The organism is Halomonas sp. E14 (assembly GCF_052568415.1).
In genome coordinates this window covers 538,048-561,854 of the sequence record NZ_CP199423.1, presented here as the reverse complement: position 1 = coordinate 561,854, position 23,807 = coordinate 538,048, and the positions used below count along the sequence as shown (strand labels likewise).

Genomic DNA, 23,807 nt, shown 5'->3' with positions numbered 1-23,807 from the left:
GATGGCGTCCCGAGTGACTCGGCCCCATCGCCCCAGCCTGACGACACGACAAGGTGCAATATGGAACAGCTTGAACAGGTTCAACTAACCGCCTCGCACTGGATCTTCCTGCTGGTGATCCTGGCGATCTTCGTCTCCATCGGCTTTCGCAAGGGAGTCATCGTCCCCTCCATCGCCGGTATCTTCATGCTTGGCCTGCTGGCCGACGCCCCCCACGAGGGCGTGCTCAACCAAACGATCTTTGCGGTGCAGGTGGTCTTCCGGGCCCTGCTCAATGCCGGCACCGAGCTCTTCGATATCATGCTGGTCATCGCCCTGATGGTGGCCATGCTCAAGTCGCTGCAAAGCCAGGGCGCCGACAGGCTGATGGTGGCTCCGATGAAGAAGCTGATGGTCGGCCCCTGGACCGCCTTCTTCGTGGTCGGCATCACCATGTACATCGCCGCCGCCTTCTTCTGGCCGACCCCGGCCGTGGCCTTGGTCGGCACGGTCCTCATTCCTGTCGCCATGCAGGTCGGCCTGCCGGCCATCGGCGCCGCCATGGCGGTGAACCTGTTCGGCCACGGCATGGCGCTCTCCGCCGACCCGGTCATCCAGGGCGCCAGCCGCCTCACCGCTGGCGCCGCGGGCATCGACACCACCGTGCTGGTGCCCTACACCCTGCTGTTCTCGCTGGTGGTGGGCGGCGTGGCCATCACCATGGCCTGTCTCGCCCTGCGTCGTGACATGCGCTCCGGCGTGCTCGAGGCACCCCAGACCGACGAGGTCTTCACCCCGCGCTCGGCCGGCGCCGCCGCCGTGCAGGCCAGTACCGTCAAGGATGAGGAGGAGCCCGAAGCCGGTCCCTACGCTCGGATTTTCGCTATCGCGGTTCCCATCATCCTGCTTGGTATTGCCGGCCTGATGATCTATCGTGCCGTGTTCATGCCCGACCAGGCCATTCGCGGCGGCGGAGCCACGGCGCTGCTGGGCGGTACCGCCACACTGCTGCTGGTACTCTCCTCGTTCGCCTCCCACGGGCACCACGCCCTGGATGGCATCAGCACCTACACCCGCGAGGGCTTCTTCTTCGCCATCAAGATCTTTGCCCCGATCATTCCGATCGCCGGCTTCTTCTTCCTCGGCCACCCCGGCCACTCCGCCGAGGTGATCGGCGCCGGTGCGTCAGGCTACCTGTTCGATATCGGCCATAACATCGGCCACTTCATCGACGGCAACGTCTTCCTGCTGGTCTTCGGCATGGCCTTCATCGGCCTGCTTTCCGGCATGGACGGTTCGGGCTTCTCCGGCCTGCCGCTGGTAGGCTCGCTGTCGGGCGCGCTGGGAACCGCTGCCGATGTCGACATCCACGTGCTGGCAGCCTTGGGTCAGGTAGCGGCGATCTTCGCCGGTGGCGGCACGCTGGCGGCCTGGGCCTTCGGCGTGGCAGCCGATGCCGGTATCGCCGGGGTCAGTCCCGCCGCCCTGGTGCGACGCAACTTCGTCCCGGTCATCACCGGCATCATCGTGGCCTCGCTGCTCGCCGTGTTCCTGCTGATATAGCGAAGAGCAGGTCCTACAGGCAGTAACCCCCTTCACCCGGCGCCATGGCGCCGGGTGTGTTCGTTTAGGGCGGCTTCGCTCAAGGTAAGAGGAGACCCGGAAAATAGCGCAAAGGAGGGTTGACGAACACCCGCAGGTGGCACATGGTATACCATATGCCAAAAGGCAAGACTGACCAAGCGCACCGCGATGCGCAACCTGACGAAACGACTAGGTGATGACTATGCCCCTGATCAAGATTCACAAGAACGGCGAGGTCTTCGAAGGCGAAGTCCAGCCCAACACCAACCTGGTGGTGCGTGCGGGCATCCGCCAGTTTCCCTACCCCCACCTGAGCTATGGCTGCGGCATGGGCAAGTGCGCCAAGTGCATGTGCAAGGTGCTCAAGGGCGGCGAGGCCCTGCCCGAGCCCAACTGGAAAGAGAAGAAGATGCTCGGTACGCGCCTTGAGCAGGGCTACCGGCTGGCCTGCCAGCTGTGGGTGGAAGAGGATCTCGAGCTGGCCCAGGAGAGCCCCACCGCCGCCGCTGGCACCAAGCCCGCCGGCAGCACCACCGCCTCCTGAACCGCTCGCAGGCCACCCAGGCCAGGGACAGATACGCAAGAGCCCGCCGGCACGCGCCGGCGGGCTCTTGGTATTCCTGGCTATCAGCCCAGGTACTTGATCATCACCCCCGCCGCCACCGCCGAACCGATCACGCCCGCCACGTTGGGCCCCATGGCGTGCATCAGCAGGAAGTTGTGCGGGTTCGACTCCAGCCCCACCTTGTTCGCCACCCGGGCGGCCATCGGTACCGCCGAGACCCCGGCCGCGCCGATCAGCGGGTTGATCGGCATGCGGCTCACCAGGTTCATCAGCTTGGCCATCAGTACCCCCGCCGCCGTGCCGATGGCGAACGCCACCATGCCCAGCGCCATGATGCCCAGCGTCTCCAGGGCCAGGAAGCTTTCGGCCATCAGCCGCGAGCCCACGGCCAGCCCCAGCACGATGGTGACGATGTTGATCAGGGCATTCTGCGCGGTATCGGTCAGTCGCTCGACCACGCCGCACTCGCGCATCAGGTTGCCGAAGCAGAACATGCCCAGCAGCGGGGCGGCATCGGGCAGGAACAGCGCCACCAGCAACAGCAGCAGCACGGGAAAGGCGATCTTCTCCAGCTTTGAGACCGGCCGCAGCTGCGTCATGGTGATGGCGCGCTCCTTGCGGGTGGTCAGCAGCCGCATGATCGGCGGCTGGATCATCGGCACCAGCGCCATGTAAGCGTAGGCTGCCACGGCGATGGCACCCAGCAGCTCGGGAGCCAGCACGCTCGAGACGTAGATCGAGGTGGGGCCGTCGGCGCCGCCGATGATGCCGATGGCCGCCGCCTGCTCGATGGAGAAGTCCATCCAGCCCAGCGTCGACATGGCCACCGCCCCGAACAGGGTGGCGAAGATACCGAACTGGGCCGCCGCGCCGAGAAACAGCGTGCGCGGGTTGGCCAGCAGCGGGCCGAAGTCGGTCATGGCACCCACGCCCATGAAGATCAGCAGCGGGGCGATGCCCGACGTCACGGCCAGGCTGTAGAAGACATACAGCAGGCCGTCGCCATAGCCGACGTTGATGGCGATGTCGCGGGCGGCACGCAGCTGATCCGGCGCGACGCCGTTGTCGAGCAGTGCCTTGAGGGTGTTGCGCCAGGCCTCGTCACCGGCCAGCGGATCGAGGGTGGCCCCCAGCGCCGCGGCGATCTGCTGCAGCACCGCTGGGCGCGCCACCTCGATGGCCTGGTCCAGCGCCGAGATCGCCAGGCCCGCCTCGGGGATGTTGGCCAGTATCCCGCCGAAGCCGATCGGCACCAGCAGCAGCGGTTCGAACTTCTTGTGAATGGCGAGATAGAGCAGCACCAGCCCTACGGCGATCATCACCGCCTGGCCCAGGGTCAGGTTGTAGAGACCCGACCCCTCCCATAGCGTCAATAACTTTTCCATGGAAGTGGTCCTTACAGCACGATCAGGGGGTCACCGACGGAGACGCTGTCCCCTTCGCTGACCTTGACCGCCGAGACCGTACCGGCGCTGGCGGCGCGCACCTCGGTTTCCATCTTCATGGCTTCGAGGATGATCACCACATCGCCCGCCTCGACCGTATCCCCCGGGCGCACGTTGACCTTGAAGATGTTGCCGGCCAGCGGTGCAGCAATGGTCTCGCCGGTCGGTGCCGCAGCGCCGGCGGCAGGCTGAGCGGCGGGCGTGGCGGTGGATTCGCTCACGGCGCCGATCTCGCCGCCTTCGGCGACTTCGACCACGTACTGCTTGCCGTTGACCTTGACGGTATAGGTCTCGGGGCCGGCGGGCACGGCAGCCGGAGTCGCGGGCAGCTTGGCGCCCGCCTTCGCCGGCAGGGTGGCATCGGCCTCTTCCTTGCCCGGCGCCTGGGGCACGGGCTCGAAGGCATCAGGGTTGTCGCGATGCTTGAGGAACTTGAGCCCGATCTGCGGGAACAGCGCGTAGGTGAGCACGTCGTCGATCTCGCGCTCACCCTCAGCGAGGCGGATACCGTCGGTCTTGGCCTTCTCCTTGAGTTCGACAGCCAGGCGCTCCATCTCGGGCTCGAGCAGGTCGGCGGGGCGACAGGTGATCGGCTCGCCGCCCTCCAGCACGCGATTCTGCAGCGCCTTGTCGAAGGGAGCCGGCGCGGCGCCATACTCGCCCTTGAGCAGCGCCTGCACCTCCTTGGAGATCGACTTGTAGCGCTCGCCCAGCATCACGTTCATCACCGCCTGGGTGCCGACGATCTGCGAGGTGGGGGTGACCAGCGGGATGAAGCCCAGGTCCTCGCGCACGCGGGGAATCTCGGCCAGCACGTCGTCGAGCCTGTCGCCGGCGCCCTGCTCCTTGAGCTGGCTCTCCATGTTGGTGAGCATGCCGCCCGGCACCTGGGCGACCAAGATGCGCGAGTCGATGCCCTTGAGCGAACCTTCGAAGGCGGCGTACTTCTTGCGCACCTCGCGGAAGTAGCCGGCGATGTCCTCGAGCAGTTCGAGGTCGAGGTGGGTGTCGCGCTCGGTGCCCTTGAGGATCGCCACCACCGACTCGGTGGGGCTGTGGCCGTAGGTCATCGACATCGAGGAGATGGCCGTGTCGACGTTGTCGATCCCGGCCTCGACCGCCTTGAGGATGGTGGCGGTGGACATCCCGGTGGTAGCGTGGCACTGCATGTGGATGGGAATCGACAGCGATTTCTTCAGCCGCGTGACCAGCTCGTAGGCATCGTAGGGGGCCAGCAGGCCTGCCATGTCCTTGATCGCCAGCGAATCGGCGCCCATGGCGGCGATGGTCTCGGCCAATTCGACCCAGCTGTCCAGGGTGTGCACCGGGCTCACGGTATAGGAGATGGTGCCCTGGGCGTGCCCGCCCACCTGACGCACCGCGCGGATGGCACGCTCGAGGTTGCGCGGGTCGTTCATGGCATCGAACACGCGGAACACGTCGACGCCGTTGGTCTTGGCCCGCTCGACGAAGCGGTCGACCACGTCATCGGCGTAGTGGCGGTAGCCGAGCAGGTTCTGGCCGCGCAGCAGCATCTGCTGGGGGGTGTTGGGCATCGCCTCCTTCAACGCCCGTATCCGCTCCCACGGATCCTCGCCGAGGTAGCGGATACAGGCGTCGAAGGTGGCCCCGCCCCAGGACTCCAGCGACCAGAAACCCACCTTGTCGAGTTTCTCGGCGATCGGCAGCATGTCATCGAGGCGCAGGCGGGTGGCGAACAGGGACTGATGGGCGTCGCGGAGCACGACGTCGGTGATGCCCAGCGGACGTTTGGTCTCACTCATGAGGATGATCCCATGGCTAATAGTTTTGGGTGTAAGATGGCGCCGACGGCTGGCGCTGACCGCTCAGCGCCGGCGGCGATAGCGGTGCACGGCGGCGCTGATGACGGCAAGCAGCTCGGCCTCATCCCCCTTGTCGGCCGCGGGCCGGGGCGCCGACGGTGCGGGCACCGGCGTCGGCGCCAGGCGGCGTACTACCAACGACATCAGGGTCGTGGCCAGCACCAGCGCGGTAAGAAAAACAAAAACGAAGCCCATGCCGACCCCCATCAGGGCCAGGCCGTCCTGCAGAAGCTGCGTGTCCTGCATAGCGTTTCTCCTCAAAGCTTCTCTTTTTTGTCAGCATCCTGAAGCTAAAAGGGTGAGAAGCGTTTCAAATTGTCCTATAAACTGCCACACTCTGGAATTATTGCAAGTGCGATATGGTGGAAGCCAGCGTTGTTGTTTTACTACAAAAAGGTCGGATCGGCCTTGCTCCCATGGAAGGCGTCATCGATGCCCTCACCCGCGATCTATTGACGCGCCAACCCGGGTTCGACTGGGCCGTCACTGAGTTCGTGCGGGTGGTCGACGCTCGCCTGCCGCCCCGCGTCTTTCACAAGCACTGCCCCGAACTGCTCGACTGCCCGCCATCCACGCCTTCCGGTGTTCCGGTAGCGCTGCAGCTATTGGGCAGCGACCCGATCGCGCTGGCGGCCAATGCACGCCAGGCGGTCGAACTGGGCGCCAGCGCCATCGACCTCAACTTCGGCTGCCCAGCCAAGCTGGTGAACCGTCACGACGGTGGCGCCTCCCTGCTGCGCAACCCCAGTCGCGTACAGGCGGCCGTGGCCGCCGTGTACCGTGCGGTAGAGGGCAGCGTGCCGGTGACAGCCAAGATTCGCCTGGGCTTCGCCGACCGCCGTCTAGCGCTGGCCTGCGCCATGGCGGCCGAGGATGGCGGCGCAGCACAGCTGACCGTGCATGCCCGCACCCGCGACGAAGGCTACCGCCCTCCGGCCCACTGGGAGTGGATCGGCCGTATTCGCTGCCGGCTGCGCATCCCGATCGTTGCCAACGGCGAGATCTGGACGCTGGAGGACTACTGGAAAGCCAGGACCCTGTCAGGCTGCCAGGATGTGATGCTGGGGCGCGGCGCCCTGGCCGACCCAGGGCTTGCGCCTCGCATTCGCCACTGGCAAAGCACCGGCAACCGACTCCCCGAGACCCCCTGGCAGGCACGCGCCGACATCCTGACGGAGTTCGCCAGCGTGCAGCGCCGCACGCTACCCGACAGAATCGTCACCTCCCTGGTCAAGCAGTGGCTTCATCACATGCAGCAGGGCAGCGACGATGCCAGGCAGCGCTTTCACAGCGTGAAGCGCATCAACGACCTCGACCAGCTGCTCGAAGGGCTTCACTGCGACCGACAGGCAGCGCCAGCCGCGAACGTGTCTGAACCCGCCTGAACCCGCCTGACGCCCCTCCAGGCACCCACGACGCCGCCCAGAGTCCAGGCCGGTGGGCCACGGGTTACGCCGCTGAGCACAGAGCCAGAGAAGGATAGGAAAGGAAAGCAAGGCAAAAAGAAGGCGCCCATCGCAACGATGGGCGCCCAAACGATCGCGCAGTCGACACACGCCAGGCGTGCCACTGCAGCCAGCCAAAGCGAAGCGCGCATGGCAGCGCCATGCGCCAACAGCAGCCTACAGACAGAAAACCCGCCCTCTGACGAGGACGGGTCTGAAACTGGCGCGCCCGGGAGGATTCGAACCTCCGACCACCTGATTCGTAGTCAGGTACTCTATCCAGCTGAGCTACGGGCGCTTAAGGTACGGCTGAGCCGTTTTTTCTAACTTGCCTATTTGGCGTTCCCAAGCAGCTAGCTTCATATCGACATCTTGCTTCGACTTCAGCTTGGCGCGCCCGGGAGGATTCGAACCTCCGACCACCTGATTCGTAGTCAGGTACTCTATCCAGCTGAGCTACGGGCGCATCATACTTGCTTGGTGTCGCGTGCCGCATGGCGGAGAGGGAGGGATTCGAACCCTCGATGGGGCTATAAACCCCATACTCCCTTAGCAGGGGAGCGCCTTCAGCCACTCGGCCACCTCTCCCTCATCGACACGGCGCACATCCTATCGCCTCAGCCCTCCATTGTCCAGTGCATTCAGCTATTTATTTTGCGCTGGACAGATGGCCCCAACCGTGGCGTCAGGCTCCGGAACCACTCCCTCCTTCTCCATCGGACTTCTCGCGCTGGATACGCTGATAGATTTCCTCGCGATGTACGGCGACATCCTTGGGCGCGTTGACGCCGATACGGACCTGGTTGCCCTTGACGCCAAGGACGGTGACGGTGATGTCATCACCGATCATCAAGGTTTCTCCGACTCGGCGGGTCAGGATGAGCATGACTGATCTCCTTCTCAGACGACTGGCAACGGAATGCGTACTGACTCCATCAGTACTACAACTTTGCATCCATTATGTAACAAAGTGCCACGGCGCACCACCTAACCGTATCACTTAAGATACGCTTGCACTACAGGTGAGCACGCTCGTGCTTGTTACAGCTCCCCTGTAGGGTAGGAGATGCAAGCCGTGTCAGTCGTCTTATCTTGTAAGTTGTCTTTTTTCCCTATTCACTTTCGATATCGCTTTTATCCAAACCGAAAGCGGTATGCAGGGCACGTACAGCAAGTTCCATCTGCTTCTCGTCGATGACCACCGAGATCTTGATTTCCGAGGTGGAAACCATGCGGATATTGATATTCTCGTCGGCCAGGACGCGGAACATCTTTGACGCCACACCGGCATGGGAGCGCATGCCGACGCCTACCAGCGAAACCTTGGCAATATTGTCATCGCCGTTGATCTCACCGCCGCCAAGGTCCGGGATAACCTGCTCTTCAAGAATCTTGAGCGTCTTCTTGTAGTCACCCTTGGCCACGGTGAAGGTAAAGTCGGTGTAGTCACCTGTCGGCGCCACGTTCTGCACGATCATGTCGACTTCGATATTCGCATCTGCGATGGGGCCGAGAATACGCGATGCCACACCCGGTACGTCCGGCGTGTTGAGCAGGGTCAGCTTGGCCTCGTTGGCGGTGAAGGCGATACCGGAGATCAGCGGTTCTTCCATGGAGTCCTCATCTTGGTCGGATTCAGCAACGATCAGGGTGCCGGGGCCATCCTCGAAGCTGGACAGCACGCGCAGCGGGACATTGTACTTGCCGGCGAACTCTACCGAGCGAATCTGCAGCACCTTGGAGCCAAGACTCGCCAGCTCAAGCATCTCCTCGACGGTGATGGTATCGAGGCGCTGCGCCTTGGAGCAGACGCGTGGGTCGGTGGTGTAGACGCCGTCCACATCGGTGTAGATCTGGCACTCGTCGGCGCCAAGCGCTGCCGCCAGCGCCACGCCGGTGGTGTCGGAGCCACCGCGACCGAGGGTCGTGATGTTGCCCTCCTCGTCGACACCCTGGAAGCCGGCAACTACGACCACCTTGCCCTCATCGAGGTCTTCGCGCATCTCATCGGTCTCGATGCGCTGGATGCGGGCCTTGGTGTGGGCGCTGTCAGTGAGAATGCCCACCTGGGAACCGGTATAGGAAGTCGCCGGCACGCCCAGCTTGTGCAGCGCTAGAGCCAGCAGGGAGATGGTGACCTGCTCGCCGGTGGAGACCAGCATGTCCATCTCGCGCGGCGTGGGCTCGTCGCTGATCTCGTTGGCCAGGCCGATCAGTCGGTTGGTCTCGCCACTCATGGCAGATACCACGACGACCACCTGGTGGCCGGCATCGCGGAATCCTTTGACCTTTTCGGCCACGGCCTTGATGCGCTCCACGGAGCCCACCGAGGTACCGCCGAATTTCTGTACGTAAAGTGCCATCTACGGTTTTCCCTCGCTTGTCGAGCGGGTCACGCTCGGATGAGTGAAATTCGCTACAAGCGCAAGGGCCGGAAACATTGCTGTCGCCGGCCCCGTACCTGTTACAGAAGCTGCTGTTCGACCCAGGCGGGAACGCTCGCCAGCGCTCCCGGCAGTGCCGCGGCATCGCTGCCGCCGGCCTGGGCCATGTCCGCACGTCCGCCGCCCTTGCCGCCTACCTGAGAGGCCACGTGGTTGACCAGTTCGCCGGCCTTGACGCGCCCGGTGAGGTCGTCGGTGACGCCAGCGATCAGGCTGACCTTGCCGGCCTCACGATCCGCCACGCCCAGCACTACCACACCCGAGCCGAGCTTGTGCTTCAGCTGGTCGAGCACGCCGCGCAGCTCCTTGGCAGAGACGCCTTCCAGCCGCGTGGCCAGCACCTTGACCCCGGCCACGTCGTGAGCCTGACCGAGCATATCACTCCCGGCAGCGCTGGCCAGCTTGGCCTTGAGTCGTTCGAGCTCCTTCTCCAGAGCGCGGTTACGCTCCACCAGCGACTCGACGCGCTCCTCCACCTGCTCAGGCCTGGCCTTGAGACGCTCACCAAGACGCATGACCCGCGCTTCCTGCTCACGGAAGTAGGCCAGCGCACCCTCGCCGGTGATCGCCTCGATACGACGCACGCCTGCGGCAATGCCCTGCTCGGTGACGATGTGGAAGCAGCCAATGTCGCCGCTGCGGGCCACGTGGGTGCCGCCGCACAGCTCGATCGAGAAGTCATCGGCGCCGATGGTCAGCACCCGCACGCTGTCGGCGTACTTGGCTTCGAACAGCGCCGCCGCGCCCTTGGCCTTGGCCTGGTCGAGGGTCATCTGCTCGATGCGGGTCGGCGCATTGGCCAGGATCTGCGCGTTGACCAGGCGCTCCACCTCGGCGAGCTGCTCTGGCGTCATCGCTTCGAAGTGGCTGAAGTCGAAGCGCAGCCGCTCCGGCGTGACCAGCGAGCCCTTCTGCTGCACGTGATCGCCCAGCACCAGGCGCAGCGCCTTGTGCATCAGGTGGGTGGCGGAGTGGTTGCGGATGGTGGCGCCCCGCAGCGCAGCGTCGACCTGGGGACGCACCTCGGCCCCCACGCGAAGACTACCCTCGAGCAGCACGCCATGGTGCAGGTGGTGGCCGCCCTGCTTTTGGGTGTCGGTGACCAGGAAGCGTCCGCTGTCCAACAGCAGGTAGCCGGTGTCGCCCACCTGGCCGCCCGATTCACCATAGAACGGCGTACGGTCGAGCACCACGATGCCGCGCTGCTCGGGCTCGAGCGCCACCAGCGCATTGCCCTCGCGATCAACGATGGCGGTCACGCTGGCCTGTCCCTCGAGGACCTCGTAGCCGGTAAAGGCGGTCTCGCCGTCAAGCTCCAGCGCGGCGTGGTAGTCGGCGCCGAACTGGCTGGCGGCCCGCGCCCGCTCGCGCTGCGCCTCGAGTTCGCGCTCGAAGCCTGCCGCATCCAGCGTCACGCCGCGTTCACGGCAGACGTCGGCGGTCAGGTCGTAGGGGAAGCCGTAAGTGTCGTACAGCTTGAACACCGTCTCGCCGGGCAGCACCTCGCCCTCGAGCTCGGCCAGCGCAGCTTCGAGCAGGCTCATGCCGTGCTCGAGGGTGCGCGCGAACTGCTCCTCCTCCTTCAGCAGGATGAGCTCGATCTGGTGGCGGGCTTCGCGCAGCTCCGGATAGGCAGCCCCCATCTCGGCATCGAGGGCGCCCACCAGCTTGTGGAAGAACGGCTCCTTGGCACCAAGCTTGTGGCCGTGGCGGATGGCGCGACGGATGATCCGACGCAGCACGTAGCCACGCCCCTCGTTGGAGGGCATCACCCCGTCGGCAATGAGAAAGGCGCAGGAGCGGATATGGTCGGCGATCACTCGCAGCGACGGGTTCGCCGTGTCCTGGTGGCCGGTACGCTGCGCGGCCGCTGCCAGCAGGCTCTGGAACAGGTCGATTTCGTAGTTCGAGTGCACGCCCTGCATGACCGCTGCAATCCGCTCCAGCCCCATGCCGGTATCGATCGAGGGCTTAGGCAGCGGGTTGAGGTTGCCGGCCGCATCGCGGTCGAACTGCATGAAGACGAGGTTCCAGATCTCGATGTAGCGATCGCCGTCCTCCTCGGGGCTTCCAGGCGGGCCGCCCCACACTTCGGGGCCGTGATCGTAAAAGATCTCAGAGCTGGGCCCGCAGGGGCCGGTATCGCCCATCTGCCAGAAGTTGTCTTCGTCGAGCTTGGAGAAGCGCGCCGGGTCGATGCCCATCTCCTCCTTCCAGATCGCCTCCGCCTCGTCATCGCTGACGTGCACCGTCACCCATAGTTTCTCCTTGGGCAGCTGCAGCACCTCGGTGAGGAACACCCAGGCAAAGCGGATCGCATCGCGCTTGAAATAGTCACCGAAGCTGAAGTTGCCCAGCATCTCGAAGAAGGTGTGGTGACGCGCGGTGTAGCCGACGTTGTCCAGGTCGTTGTGCTTGCCGCCGGCGCGTACGCAGCGCTGCGACGAGGCTGCGCGCACGTAGGGGCGCGGATCACGGCCGAGGAAGACGTCCTTGAACGGCACCATCCCGGCATTGGTAAACAGCAGCGTCGGGTCGTTGCCCGGCACCAGGGAGCTCGAAGGAACGACGGTGTGGCCATGCTCCTCGAAGTAGGTCAGAAAGGCTTGTCTGATGTCTGCGCTTTTCATGGGATATCCGTGGCGATGAGCGTGGTGACCCGATGGTCAGGCGCGCTCGACTCCGTTGAGCAGGGCCGAAAACACGCGCCTGGGGCATCGAGAATGCCACCCAGGGCGTTCGCAAAGGGATGCATTATAGCGCAGTTGTCAAGCGACTAAAGGGGCGCCGCCGAGTTCACTGCGCAAGGAGGGCAGGAAAGCGGGAGCCAGGAGCACGACACGCGCGATGGTGAAGTTCATTGCTCTGGCCGGGTCAGCCGGTGTCGGCATCCCAGGCATGCGCCAGGGCATGCCGCAGGTGATCGAAGCTGAAGCCGCGAGACACGAGGAAGCGCTCGCGCCGGGCGCGCTCGCGCGGGGAGACATCAGGGTGGGAGAAGCGCCTGGCCAGCGTCTCGGCCGCCAGGGCAAACCAGTCGACCTCGCCTTCCCGCTCGGCCTCGGCCAGCGTCGCGGCAATCAGATCACGATCAACACCGCGCCGCTCAAGCTCGACGCGGATCTTCAACGGACCCTGGCCGCGCGCTACGCGCGAGCGCAGAAAGAGTGCCGCAAAGCGCGCATCGGACTGCAGCCCCTGTTCGGCCAGCTCGTCCAGGCACGCTGCGACGGCCTCCATCGGATGCCCCTTGGCCACCAGGCGTTCGCACAGCTCGCCGCGCGCATAGTCGCGGCGAGCCAATAGGCGAATGGCATCGTCTCGGGGGGACGATGTCGGTGCGTTTGCCGAAGGTTCGCGCATGCCTACAGCAGGTCGTCCTCACGCTCGACGTCGGCGGCGGCCGGCTCGCTCGGCTCCTCCTTCGGCGCTGCGGTCACCAGCAGCTGGGCGCGGATCTGGCTCTCGATCTCCTCCATCACCGCTGGGTTGTCCTCGAGGAACTGGGCGGCATTGGCCTTGCCCTGGCCGATCTTGTTGCCCTTGTAGCTGTACCAGGCCCCGGCCTTGTCGACCAGGTTGCACTGTACGCCAAGGTCGATCACCTCGCCGGCGTGGTAGATGCCCTTGCCGTAGAGAATCTGGAACTCGGCCTGGCGGAACGGCGGCGCCACCTTGTTCTTGACCACCTTGACCCGCGTCTCGTTACCGGTCACCTCGTCGCCCTGCTTGACCGAGCCGGTACGGCGAATGTCGAGGCGTACGCTGGCGTAAAACTTGAGCGCGTTGCCGCCGGTAGTGGTCTCGGGGCTGCCGAACATCACGCCGATCTTCATGCGGATCTGGTTGATGAAGACCACCAGGCAGTTGGCGTTCTTGATGTGGCCGGTGATCTTGCGCAGCGCCTGGGACATCAGGCGTGCCTGCAGGCCGACGTGGGAGTCGCCCATCTCGCCCTCGATCTCGGCGCGCGGGGTGAGCGCCGCCACCGAGTCGATGATGATCACGTCGACGCCGCCAGAGCGCACCAGCATGTCGCAGATCTCCAGCGCCTGCTCGCCGGTGTCGGGCTGCGAGACCAGCAGGTCGTCGAGATTGACGCCGAGCTTCTCGGCGTAGCTCGGGTCGAGGGCGTGCTCGGCGTCGATGAAAGCGCAGGTCTTGCCCTGCTTCTGCGCCTCGGCAATGACCGACAGGGTCAGCGTGGTCTTGCCCGAAGATTCCGGACCGAAGATCTCGACGACACGGCCATAGGGCAGGCCGCCGATGCCGAGCGCGATATCGAGCCCCAGCGAGCCGGTGGAGACCGAGGGCATGACCACCCGCGGCGCATCGCCCAGGCGCATCACGGTTCCCTTGCCGAACTGGCGCTCGATCTGGGAAAGGGCGGCATTCAATGCCTTGGAGCGGTTTTCATCCTGTGCCATGAGGCTCTCCTCGCAGAACGCTTCACGTTTGCCGGGCAAACGAAGATGGGGTGGGCCGCCGAGACGCAGGCCCTAACACTGTATGATTGGCCAGTAGTATGGCGAAAAAAGTCTCGCTCGACTAGCCCATGACGCTATTGCTGATGCGCTTCCAGGTAGCGGATCAAGCCGACAAGGGCCGCACGCACCGCTCGCTCGCGCACCGCACGGCGATCTCCCGGGAACTGGAAGCGCTCGGCCTGCTGCTGCGCCGCATTGCCCCAGGCCAGCCACACGGTACCCACCGGCTTGTCCGGCGAACCGCCGTCGGGCCCGGCCACGCCGCTGACCGCCACGCCGAGGCTGGCACCACTGTCGCGGCAGGCGCCTGCCACCATGGCCTCCACCACTTCACGGCTGACGGCGCCATGGCGCTCGAGCAGGTCGTCAGCAACGCCGAGCAGGCGCGTCTTGGCCCCGTTCGAATAGGTGACATAGCCCGTCTCGAAGTAGGCGGAACTGCCGGCCACCGCGGTGATGGCGCTGGCCACGCCCCCGCCGGTACAGGACTCGGCCGCCGTGATCGTGAGGCTACGCTCGCGGCAACGCCTGCCGAGGCGCTCGGCGAGGGTGATGAGATCGAGATTGGCCAGGCTGGCGGCACTGTGAGGCATCGGAGGCTCCTGCAGAAGATGTGGCCGGCGCGCTTACGCGAGAAGTTTTGGTACAATAGCGCCTTTGCCCTTCATGTGCAGGCCGTGGCGTTCAGACGCTCCCGGCCGGCTCCACGTCGACGGATCAGCACAGGAATTCCATGTCCCAGGCCAGCGCTCAGCCCACGCCGATGATGGCCCAGTACCTCAAGATCAAGCGCGAGCACCCCGACGTGCTGCTGTTCTATCGGATGGGCGATTTCTATGAGCTCTTTTTCGACGACGCCAGGCGCGCCGCTGCCCTGCTCGACATCACCCTGACAAGCCGCGGTCAGTCGGCCGGCAAGCCGATTCCCATGGCCGGCGTGCCCTACCACAGCGCCGAAGGCTACCTGGCGCGCCTGGTCAAGGCCGGCGAATCGGTGGCGATCTGCGAGCAGATAGGCGACCCGGCGGCGAGCAAGGGGCCGGTGGAGCGCAAGGTGGTGCGCATCGTCACTCCCGGCACGCTCCACGACGAGGCGCTGCTCGACGCCCGTCGCGACAACCTGCTGGTGGCCGTGCACCCTTCCGGCGACTGCTGGGGCATCGCCTGGCTGGAGCTCTCAAGCGGGCGCTTCAGCGTGCTCGAGGTGGAGAGCGAGGGCGACATGCTGGCCGAACTGCAGCGCCTCGATCCCGCCGAACTGCTGGTGCCCGAAAGCCTGTCGCTGCCGCCTGCATTGGAAAACCGCCCGGGCGTGCGGCGACAGAGCGACTGGCTGTTCAATCTCGACGCCGCCACCCGGCTGCTGTGCGACCAGTTCGAGGTGCAGGACCTGCGCGGCTTCGGCTGCGCCCATCTCGAGGCCGCTCTCACCGCCGCCGGGGTGCTGGTGGAGTATGCCCGCGACACTCAGCGCTCGCGCCTGCCCCACGTCACCGCGCTGGGCGTGGAAAACCGCGATGACGCCGTGGTGATCGACGCCGCCAGCCGCCGCAATCTCGAGATCGACATCAATCTCGGCGGCGGCAGCGACAACACCCTGGCCAGTGTGCTCGACACCACCGCCACCGCCATGGGGTCGCGGCTGCTCAAGCGCTGGCTCAACCGGCCGCTGCGCGACCGCACCCAGGTCGAGGGGCGCCAGGCGGCGGTCGCCCTTCTGCTCGAGCAGGAGGGCTTCGTTGCCCTGCGCGAGCTGCTCAAGGCGATCGGCGACGTCGAGCGCATCCTCGCCCGCGTGGCGCTCTACAGCGCCCGGCCGCGAGACCTGGCCCGCCTGCGCGACGCCCTGCTCGCCCTGCCGGAGCTCCAGCGCGAGCTGCAGGACTACAGCGAAGGCACTGCCATCGACGAGCTGGCACACCATATTCGCCCCTACCCCGAGCTTGCCGACATGCTCAGCCGCGGACTCAACGACAACCCGCCGGTGGTGATCCGCGAGGGCGGCGTGATCCGCGACGGCTTCGATGCCGAGCTGGACGACTACCGCGGGCTCGCCGAACACGCCGGCGACTACCTGGTACAGCTCGAGACCCGCGAGCGCGAGCGCACCGGCCTGGCCGGGCTCAAGGTGGGCTACAACCGTGTGCACGGCTACTATATCGAGATTCCTCGCGCCCAGGCTCGCGAGGCCCCGGTCGATTATGTACGCCGCCAGACGCTGAAGAACGCCGAGCGCTTCATCATTCCCGAACTCAAGGCGTTCGAGGACAAGGCGCTGTCGGCTAAATCACGCGCCCTGGCCCGCGAGAAGCTGCTCTACGACAGCCTGCTCGATGCGCTTAACGGCGAGCTGACAGCGCTGCAAGGCACCGGCCGCGCCCTGGCCGCGCTGGACGTGCTGGCCGCCTTCGCCGAGCGCGCCCAGGCGCTCGGTTTCTCGCGCCCAAGGCTGCAGGAGCTGGCAGGCATCGAGATCCGTGGCGGGCGCCACCCGGTAGTGGAGCATGTCAGCGACGCCCCCTTCGTGCCCAACGACCTGCGGCTCGACGAACGGCGTCGCATGCTGGTCATCACCGGGCCCAACATGGGCGGCAAGTCGACCTTCATGCGCCAGGCGGCGCTGATCGTGCTGCTTGCCCATACCGGCAGCTTCGTTCCCGCCGACGAGGCGTGCATCGGGCCGGTGGACCGTATCTTTACTCGCATCGGCTCGTCGGACGACCTGGCCGGAGGCCGTTCCACCTTCATGGTGGAGATGACCGAAACGGCGAACATCCTGCATAACGCCACCGACCACAGCCTGGTGCTGATGGACGAGATCGGCCGCGGCACCAGCACCTTCGACGGGCTGTCGCTGGCCTGGGCCAGCGCCGAGCACCTGACGCGCACCCGCGCCTTCACCCTGTTCGCCACCCACTACTTCGAGATGACTGCCCTGGCGGATCAGGCCGAGGCGGTGGCCAACGTGCACCTGACTGCCGCCGAGCACCGTGACGGCATCGTCTTTATGCATCGGGTGGAGGAAGGCCCCGCCAGCCAGAGCTACGGTCTTCAGGTAGCCCAACTGGCCGGGGTTCCCTCATCGGTGATAGCGCGGGCGCGCGATAAATTGACGCAGCTCGAACAGCAGGAGGTCGACCAGGGTCACCGTGGCGGTGCGCAGGCGACAAGCGCTGCCAAGCCGATGCAGAGCGATCTCTTCGCCAGCACGCCTCATCCGCTGCTGGACGCGTTGGCCGGGCTCGATCCGGATGACCTGACGCCCCGCCAAGCGCTGGCGCTGATCTACCGCTGGCGGGAACAACTCTAATCGTGAAAGCCGCTTGCTCAAGCCTAACGCCATGTCTAGAATGATGCGTTTAGCCTATTGGTTTTATAAAAAAACAGTTTTTTATAACCAAATTGACTATCAGAGATACATCAACACCCGACCGGGCATCGCATGCCACGTACCCGGCCGCAAGGAGGGAGACAGGCAATGACCTTTGTCGTCACCGAAAACTGCATCAAGTGCAAGTACACCGATTGCGTCGAGGTCTGCCCGGTGGACTGCTTCTACGAAGGCCCCAATTTCCTGGTGATTCACCCGGACGAGTGCATCGACTGCGCCCTGTGCGAACCGGAATGCCCTGCCGAGGCGATCTTTTCTGAGGATGAGCTCCCGGAAGGCCAGGAGGCCTTCATCGCGATCAATGCGGAGCTGTCCGAAGTGTGGCCCAACATCGCGGAGAAAAAGGACCCTCTGCCTGACGCCCAGGAGTGGGACGGCAAGGCCGGCAAGCTGCAGTATCTCGAGCGCTGAAGCTCCCACCTGCACGAAGCACCTGCCTGCACAAACAAGGCGCCCCAGGCCGTTCGCCTTCGGCGCCCTGCCTGCTACTTCTCCCGCCCCTATATTTCCCGCTTCTGGCCCCGGCTAAGGCATAGGCTGAAACACGGGGGCTGAAAACCGGCGCGACAGGTCAGGCGCTAAGTTGACGGCTGACGAACGGAATGCGAATACACAGGCATGAAAAAGGCGGCCCTCAGGCCGCCCGGCTCCCAGCAATTCCTTGAACGGTTCCCTCCGTTCGATTTCCTGTGGCGACTTCCCTGCCCAGAGAGCGACTTCCAGCCACACCAGGCACGCCTTAGAGCATCCCGTTTGCATCCTGCCGGCGAGCATCCCGCTCTGCCTTTTCCTGTTTTCATTGTGGCATTTGCGCCGTAGCGTGCAAAATAGCCAAACGCACACATATTCACCTGATGCTTATCAAGAACAGGAAAAATACCCAATATTTATCAATAGGATAAAAAAATGCCGATACCCAAGGCATCGGCATTTCTGACAGCTTCACCAGCGAATTGCGTCGCCAATGTGTCAGCGATTTCCTACAAAACTTGTAGCCAAAACTCACTTAAGAGGCTTTTACGCCTGCCGGGCGAAGCGTTACTGACCCTTGATCGCAGCACGGCCAGGGTAGCCCACACGTTCGCCGAGCTCTTGCTCGATCACCAGCAGGCGGTTGTACTTGGCCACGCGGTCGGAGCGGCACAGCGAACCGGTCTTGATCTGACCGGCCGAGGTACCTACGGCCAGGTCGGCGATGGTGGTGTCCTCGGTCTCGCCGCTGCGGTGGGAGATCACCGCGGTGAAGCCGGCGTCCTGGGCCATCTTGATGGCGTCCAGCGTCTCGGAGAGCGAGCCAATCTGATTGAACTTGATCAGGATGGAGTTGCCGATCTTCTCGTCGATACCGCGCTTGAGGATCTTGGTATTGGTGACGAACAGGTCGTCGCCGACCAGCTGCACCTTGTCACCGAGCTTGTCGGTCAGCGCCTTCCAGCCGCCCCAGTCGGACTCGTCCATGCCGTCTTCGATGGAGACGATGGGGTACTGGTCGCACAGCTCGGCCAGGTAGTCGACGAAGCCATTGGCATCGAAGCTCTTGCCCTCACCGGAGAGGTTGTACTGGCCGTCCTGGTAGAACTCGGAGGAGGCGCAGTCCAGCGCCAGGGTCACGTCACGGCCAAGCTCGTAGCCGGCATCGGCGACGGCCTGCTTGATCACGGCGAGCGCCTCGGCGTTGGACTCCAGGTTGGGCGCGAAGCCGCCCTCGTCGCCCACGGCGGTGGAGAGGCCCCTGGCCGACAGCACCTTCTTCAGCGCGTGGAAGATCTCGGCGCCGACCCGCAGGGCCTCGCGGAAGTTCGCGGCACCCACCGGCTGCACCATGAACTCCTGAATGTCGACGTTGTTGTCGGCATGCTCGCCGCCGTTGAGGATGTTCATCATCGGCACCGGCATGCGGTACTGGCCCGGCTGGCCGTAGAGTTCGGCGATGTGGGCGTACAGCGGCATGCCTTTGGCGTTGGCCGCCGCCTTGGCCGCCGCCAGTGACACGGCGAGGATGGCATTGGCGCCCAGCTTGGCCTTGTTGTCGGTACCGTCGAGCTCAAGCATCGCATTGTCGAGGCCGCGCTGATCGCGGGCATCCATGCCGACCAGACGCTCGCGGATGGCACCATTGACCGCCTCTACCGCCTTCAGTACACCCTTGCCCAGGTAGCGGGACTTATCACCGTCACGCAGCTCCAGGGCCTCACGGGAGCCAGTGGAGGCACCGCTCGGCGCACAGGCCACGCCCACGGCACCGCTTTCCAGGCGCACTTCGGCCTGCACGGTGGGGTTGCCGCGGGAATCGAGCACTTCGAGGGCGCGGATTTCGACAATCTTGGTCATCTCAGTCGTCCTTTTATTGAGTCAGCGTTGTTTGAATCGTCGGTGGGGCCGTTCAGGTGATCGTCAGCGCCGGGAAACCCTTGACCAGTTCGTCCAGAGCCTTCAACTGGGCCAAGAACGGCTCGAGCTGATCCAGCGGCAGGGCGCAGGGACCGTCGCACAGAGCGCTGTCCGGGTCCGGATGGGCCTCGAGGAAGAGCCCCGCCAGCCCCACCGCCACCCCGGCACGTGCCAGCTCAGCGACCTGCTGGCGGCGTCCGCCGGCACTGTCGGCACGCCCGCCCGGGCGCTGCAGGGCGTGCGTGACATCGAAAAAGACAGGGCAGCCTGTCTGCTTCATGTCACCGAAACCGAGCATATCGACCACCAAATTATTATACCCGAAGCTTGAGCCACGCTCGCAAAGCAACACGCGATCGTTACCCGCCTCTTCGCATTTGCGAATGATATGACGCATCTCGTGGGGCGCCAGGAACTGCGGCTTCTTGATGTTGATCACCGCACCGGTTTTGGCCATGGCCACCACCAGGTCGGTCTGGCGGGCCAGGAAGGCGGGCAGCTGGATGATGTCGGCCACCTCGGCCACCGGCTCGGCCTGCCATGGTTCGTGCACGTCGGTGATGACCGGCACGCCGAAGCGCTGCTTGATCTCAGCCAGTATCTCCAGCCCCTTCTCCAGGCCGGGACCGCGGAAGGAGTGGATGGAGCTACGGTTGGCCTTGTCGAAGCTGGCCTTGAACACATAGGGCATGCCGAGCCGACCGGTCACCTCGACATAGGTCTCGGCCACCTCGAGGGCCAGCTCACGGGACTCCAGCACGTTCATGCCGCCGAGCAGCATCAGCGGCAAAGAATTGCCGGCGGTGAGGCCGGCAAAGGAAAGATGGCGTTCGGGCGTGGACGGGATCATGGCAGACACGGGCCTCATTCCTGGTGCGAGGAGAGCGCGCGGGTGCGCGCCGCCTTGTGCTCCAGCGCCGCGTTGACGAAGCCGGTGAACAGCGGATGGCCGTCGCGCGGCGTGGAAGTGAACTCGGGATGGAACTGACAGGCCACGAACCAGGGGTGGTCGGGCAGCTCGATCATCTCCACCAGCGAGTTGTCCACACTCTTGCCCGACACTACCAGGCCGGCCTGCTCGAGCTGCTCGACGAACTGGTTGTTGACCTCGAAGCGATGGCGGTGACGCTCGACGATCTCGTCGTTGCCGTAGGCCTCACGCGCCTTACTGCCGGGGGCGAGACGACAGACCTGGCCGCCCAGGCGCATGGTGCCGCCCAGGTCGGAGGCCGCATCGCGCAGCTCGATCTTGCCCTCGGCGTTGATCCATTCGGTGATCAGGCCGACCACCGGGTGCTGGGTGTCGTGGGTGAACTCGGTGGAGTTGGCGTCTTCCCAACCGGCCACGTGACGGGCGAATTCGATCACCGCCACCTGCATGCCGAGGCAGATGCCGAGGTAGGGGATGCCGTTCTCGCGGGCGAAACGGGCGGTCTCGATCTTGCCTTCCACGCCGCGCTCGCCGAACCCGCCGGGCACCAGGATCGCGTCCTTGCCAGCCAGGCGCTCGGTGCCCTGGCGCTCGATGATCTCGGAGTCGATGTAGTCCACGTTGACCTTGACCCGGGTCTGGATGCCGGCGTGGATCAGCGCCTCGTTGAGCGACTTGTAGGCGTCGAGCAGCTCCATGTACTTGCCGACCATGGCGATGTTGATCGACTTGAGCGGGTTGAGCTTGGCATCGAGCACGTGCACCCACTCGGTGAGGTCGGCCTCGTCGGCCTCGAGGCGCAGCTTGTCGCAGACGATCTCGTCAAGGCCGTGCTCGTGGAGCATCAGCGGAATGCGGTAGATGGTGTCGGCATCCTGCAGCGGCACCACGGCGCGCTCTTCGACGTTGGTGAACAGCGCAATCTTGCGCCGCTCGGTCTCCTCCAGCTCGACTTCACTTCTGCAGATCAGGATGTCGGGCTGGATACCGATGGAGCGCAGCTCCTTGACGCTGTGCTGGGTCGGCTTGGTCTTGGTCTCGCCGGCGGTCTTGATGTAGGGCACCAGAGTCAGGTGCATGAAGATCGCCCGGCTGGCGCCCAGCTCGCTTCTGATCTGGCGGATCGACTCGAGGAACGGCAGCGACTCGATGTCGCCCACGGTGCCGCCGATCTCCACCAGCGCCACGTCGAAGCCCTCGCCGCCGGCATACACGCGGCGCTTGATCTCGTCGGTGATGTGCGGGATCACCTGCACGGTGCCACCCAGGTAGTCGCCGCGGCGCTCGCGGCGCAGCACGTGCTCGTAGACGCGGCCGGTGGTGAAGTTGTTGCCCTGGGTCATCTTGGTGCGGATGAAGCGCTCGTAGTGGCCCAGGTCGAGGTCGGTCTCGGCGCCATCTTCGGTGACGAACACCTCGCCGTGCTGGAAGGGGCTCATGGTGCCCGGATCCACGTTGATGTAGGGATCGAGCTTGAGCATGGTGACCTTGAGGCCGCGCGCCTCGAGAATCGCCGCCAGCGAGGCCGACGCGATGCCCTTGCCAAGTGAGGACACAACGCCGCCGGTCACGAAGATATATCGTGTCATGGAGAACCTGTCGAAACGTGATCATGAGGCACGACAGAAAGCCGCGCCAGGATGGGACGACAGCGTAGCAGATTGCGACCAATGGCTCAATTTTGGCCGACCGCAGCCCTCAAACAAGCGCCAGCCTGTGAAGATGAGCGGCGCCGCGGGCAGGTCTCAGCGGGGGTCCGATTCCAGGGAAGGAATCGGTAGCGTACAGGGATGTATTAACGGCGCCCCCGCCTGCCGACGGGGTAGCCGCGATGGCGGGCCGCCATAGGCCCGCCCCACATCAGCAGAGCCTCAAACCTTCAGGTAGTCGAGGATACCCTCGGCGGCCTGACGGCCCTCGAACACGGCGGTGACCACCAGGTCGGAGCCGCGCACCATGTCGCCGCCGGCGAAGATTTTCTCGTTGGTGGTCTGGAAGGGGTAGGTGCCCTTCTCGGGAGCCACCACACGGTCACGCTCGTCGAGCTCGATGCCGAACTGATCGAACCAGGGCGCCGGGCTCGGCTGGAAGCCGAAGGCGATGACCACCGCGTCGGCGGGCAGGATCTCCTCGGAGCCGGGCACCACCTCGGGGCGACGGCGACCGTTCTCGTCGGGCTCGCCCAGGCGGGTACGCACCACCTTCACGCCCTCGACCTTGTCTTCGCCCACCACCGCCACCGGCTGGCGGTTGAACAGGAACTCGACGCCCTCCTCGCGGGCATTGGCCACCTCGCGCTTGGAGCCGGGCATGTTCTCCTCGTCGCGACGATAGGCACAGGTCACCGTGGCCGCGCCCTGACGAATCGCCGTGCGGTTGCAGTCCATGGCGGTGTCGCCACCGCCCAGCACCACTACCCTTTGACCTTCCAGCGAGACGAAGTCGGCCGGATTCTTCTCGAAACCGAGGCAGTGGTTGACGTTGGCGATCAGGTAGTCAAGCGCCTTGTGCACGCCGGGCAGGTCCTCGCCGGGGAAGCCGCCGGTCATGTACTTGTAGGTGCCCATGCCGAGGAACACCGCGTCGTACTGCTCGAGCAGCTTTTCGAAGGGAATATCCTTGCCGATCTCGACGCCCAGGCGAAACTCGATGCCCATCTCTTCGAAGACCGCACGGCGCCGCTCCATGACCGATTTGTCGAGCTTGAATTCGGGGATGCCGAAGGTCAGCAGGCCGCCGATCTCGGGATAGCGATCGTAGATCACCGGGCGTACGCCGTTGCGCACCAGGATGTCGGCGCAACCCAGCCCCGCGGGGCCGGCACCGACGATGGCGACCTTCTTGTCGGTCCAGGTCACCTGGGACATGTCGGGGCGCCAGCCCATGGCGAAGGCGGTGTCGGTGATGTACTTCTCCACCGAGCCGATGGTTACCGCGCCGAAGCCGTCGTTGAGGGTACAGGCGCCCTCGCACAGGCGGTCCTGGGGGCACACCCGGCCGCACACCTCGGGCAGCGAGTTGGTCTTGTGCGACAGCTCCGCCGCCTCGAGGATGTTGCCCTCGGCCACCAGCTGCAGCCAGTTGGGAATGTAATTGTGCACCGGGCACTTCCACTCGCAGTACGGATTGCCGCAGTGCAGGCAGCGGTGCGACTGGCTGGCCGCCTCCTGGGGCTTGAACGGCTCGTAGATCTCGGCGAACTCGCGCGAGCGAGTCCGGGCGTCCTTCTTCTGCGGGTCCTGGCGACCCACGTCGATGAACTGGAAGTCATTTCTGGTCAAACGGTTGGCCATCGGTGTAT

18 protein-coding genes and 3 tRNA genes are annotated in these 23,807 nt (G+C 64.9%); 5 read left to right on the top strand and 16 right to left on the bottom strand.

What is annotated here, in order from left to right; genetic code table 11:
• The first annotated feature begins 60 nt into the window (after window positions 1-60).
• Both ACT7B3_RS02550 and ACT7B3_RS02545 read left to right on the top strand, forming a co-directional pair.
• Window positions 61-1,542, top strand: a complete 1,482-nt coding sequence (locus ACT7B3_RS02550; protein WP_445156748.1) for a hypothetical protein — start codon at window positions 61-63, stop codon at window positions 1,540-1,542.
• A 223-nt stretch (window positions 1,543-1,765) separates the two neighbouring features.
• Window positions 1,766-2,107 (top strand): 2Fe-2S iron-sulfur cluster-binding protein, encoded by a 342-nt coding sequence (locus ACT7B3_RS02545; RefSeq protein ID WP_445156747.1) that lies wholly within the window; start codon window positions 1,766-1,768, stop codon window positions 2,105-2,107.
• An 83-nt stretch (window positions 2,108-2,190) separates the two neighbouring features.
• Here the strand turns inward: ACT7B3_RS02545 and ACT7B3_RS02540 are convergent, their stop codons facing one another.
• From ACT7B3_RS02540 to ACT7B3_RS02530, 3 genes are all read right to left on the bottom strand, one after another.
• The gene (locus tag ACT7B3_RS02540) at window positions 2,191-3,513 is read right to left on the bottom strand and encodes a sodium ion-translocating decarboxylase subunit beta (RefSeq protein ID WP_445156746.1); all 1,323 of its coding nucleotides are present in this window, start codon (window positions 3,511-3,513) and stop codon (window positions 2,191-2,193) included.
• A gap of 11 nt (window positions 3,514-3,524) precedes the next feature.
• Window positions 3,525-5,357, bottom strand: a complete 1,833-nt coding sequence (oadA, locus tag ACT7B3_RS02535) for a sodium-extruding oxaloacetate decarboxylase subunit alpha (RefSeq protein WP_445156745.1) — start codon at window positions 5,355-5,357, stop codon at window positions 3,525-3,527.
• Window positions 5,358-5,420: 63 nt separating this feature from the next.
• The gene (locus ACT7B3_RS02530) at window positions 5,421-5,663 is read right to left on the bottom strand and encodes an OadG family protein (protein WP_445156744.1); all 243 of its coding nucleotides are present in this window, start codon (window positions 5,661-5,663) and stop codon (window positions 5,421-5,423) included.
• A gap of 170 nt (window positions 5,664-5,833) precedes the next feature.
• On the opposite strand from ACT7B3_RS02530, the gene ACT7B3_RS02525 reads away from it, so the two are divergent.
• Entirely contained in the window at window positions 5,834-6,802 is a 969-nt protein-coding gene (locus ACT7B3_RS02525; RefSeq protein WP_445156743.1) for a tRNA dihydrouridine synthase, read from the top strand.
• Window positions 6,803-7,083: 281 nt separating this feature from the next.
• Here the strand turns inward: ACT7B3_RS02525 and ACT7B3_RS02520 are convergent.
• The 9 genes from ACT7B3_RS02520 to ACT7B3_RS02480 form a co-directional block, all read right to left on the bottom strand.
• Window positions 7,084-7,160: transfer RNA gene (locus ACT7B3_RS02520), tRNA-Arg, on the bottom strand.
• Window positions 7,161-7,251: 91 nt separating this feature from the next.
• Window positions 7,252-7,328 (bottom strand) — tRNA-Arg (locus tag ACT7B3_RS02515).
• A gap of 29 nt (window positions 7,329-7,357) precedes the next feature.
• Window positions 7,358-7,450, bottom strand: a tRNA-Ser gene (locus ACT7B3_RS02510).
• Between the two features lie 97 nt (window positions 7,451-7,547).
• Complete coding sequence (gene csrA / locus ACT7B3_RS02505; protein WP_444678489.1) at window positions 7,548-7,748, bottom strand: carbon storage regulator CsrA; 201 nt, start codon at window positions 7,746-7,748, stop codon at window positions 7,548-7,550.
• A 226-nt stretch (window positions 7,749-7,974) separates the two neighbouring features.
• Window positions 7,975-9,225, bottom strand: a complete 1,251-nt coding sequence (locus ACT7B3_RS02500) for an aspartate kinase (protein ID WP_445156742.1) — start codon at window positions 9,223-9,225, stop codon at window positions 7,975-7,977.
• 101 nt (window positions 9,226-9,326) lie between these two features.
• On the bottom strand, window positions 9,327-11,936 hold the full coding sequence (alaS, locus tag ACT7B3_RS02495) for an alanine--tRNA ligase (RefSeq protein ID WP_445156741.1): 2,610 nt from the start codon (window positions 11,934-11,936) through the stop codon (window positions 9,327-9,329).
• Between the two features lie 244 nt (window positions 11,937-12,180).
• Entirely contained in the window at window positions 12,181-12,669 is a 489-nt protein-coding gene (locus ACT7B3_RS02490) for a regulatory protein RecX (RefSeq protein ID WP_445156740.1), read from the bottom strand.
• A 2-nt stretch (window positions 12,670-12,671) separates the two neighbouring features.
• Window positions 12,672-13,733 carry a recombinase RecA gene (gene recA / locus ACT7B3_RS02485; protein WP_444678493.1) on the bottom strand — a complete coding sequence of 354 codons (1,062 nt, stop codon included), beginning with the start codon at window positions 13,731-13,733 and terminating at the stop codon, window positions 12,672-12,674.
• 134 nt (window positions 13,734-13,867) lie between these two features.
• Complete coding sequence (locus tag ACT7B3_RS02480) at window positions 13,868-14,386, bottom strand: CinA family protein (RefSeq protein ID WP_445156739.1); 519 nt, start codon at window positions 14,384-14,386, stop codon at window positions 13,868-13,870.
• A gap of 140 nt (window positions 14,387-14,526) precedes the next feature.
• On the opposite strand from ACT7B3_RS02480, the gene mutS reads away from it, so the two are divergent.
• Both mutS and fdxA read left to right on the top strand, forming a co-directional pair.
• Window positions 14,527-17,103 (top strand): DNA mismatch repair protein MutS, encoded by a 2,577-nt coding sequence (gene mutS / locus ACT7B3_RS02475; RefSeq protein WP_444678494.1) that lies wholly within the window; start codon window positions 14,527-14,529, stop codon window positions 17,101-17,103.
• A gap of 168 nt (window positions 17,104-17,271) precedes the next feature.
• On the top strand, window positions 17,272-17,595 hold the full coding sequence (gene fdxA / locus ACT7B3_RS02470) for a ferredoxin FdxA (RefSeq protein WP_444678495.1): 324 nt from the start codon (window positions 17,272-17,274) through the stop codon (window positions 17,593-17,595).
• A gap of 627 nt (window positions 17,596-18,222) precedes the next feature.
• Here fdxA and eno read toward each other — a convergent pair.
• From eno to ACT7B3_RS02450, 4 genes are all read right to left on the bottom strand, one after another.
• Entirely contained in the window at window positions 18,223-19,515 is a 1,293-nt protein-coding gene (gene eno, locus ACT7B3_RS02465) for a phosphopyruvate hydratase (protein ID WP_444678496.1), read from the bottom strand.
• 52 nt (window positions 19,516-19,567) lie between these two features.
• A complete protein-coding gene (gene kdsA, locus ACT7B3_RS02460; protein WP_444679381.1) occupies window positions 19,568-20,425 on the bottom strand; it encodes a 3-deoxy-8-phosphooctulonate synthase in 858 nt (285 codons plus the stop codon).
• Window positions 20,426-20,439: 14 nt separating this feature from the next.
• Window positions 20,440-22,095 carry a CTP synthase gene (locus tag ACT7B3_RS02455; RefSeq protein ID WP_444678497.1) on the bottom strand — a complete coding sequence of 552 codons (1,656 nt, stop codon included), beginning with the start codon at window positions 22,093-22,095 and terminating at the stop codon, window positions 20,440-20,442.
• Window positions 22,096-22,377: 282 nt separating this feature from the next.
• On the bottom strand, window positions 22,378-23,799 hold the full coding sequence (locus ACT7B3_RS02450) for an FAD-dependent oxidoreductase (RefSeq protein WP_445156738.1): 1,422 nt from the start codon (window positions 23,797-23,799) through the stop codon (window positions 22,378-22,380).
• Between the last annotated feature and the right edge of the window lie 8 nt (window positions 23,800-23,807).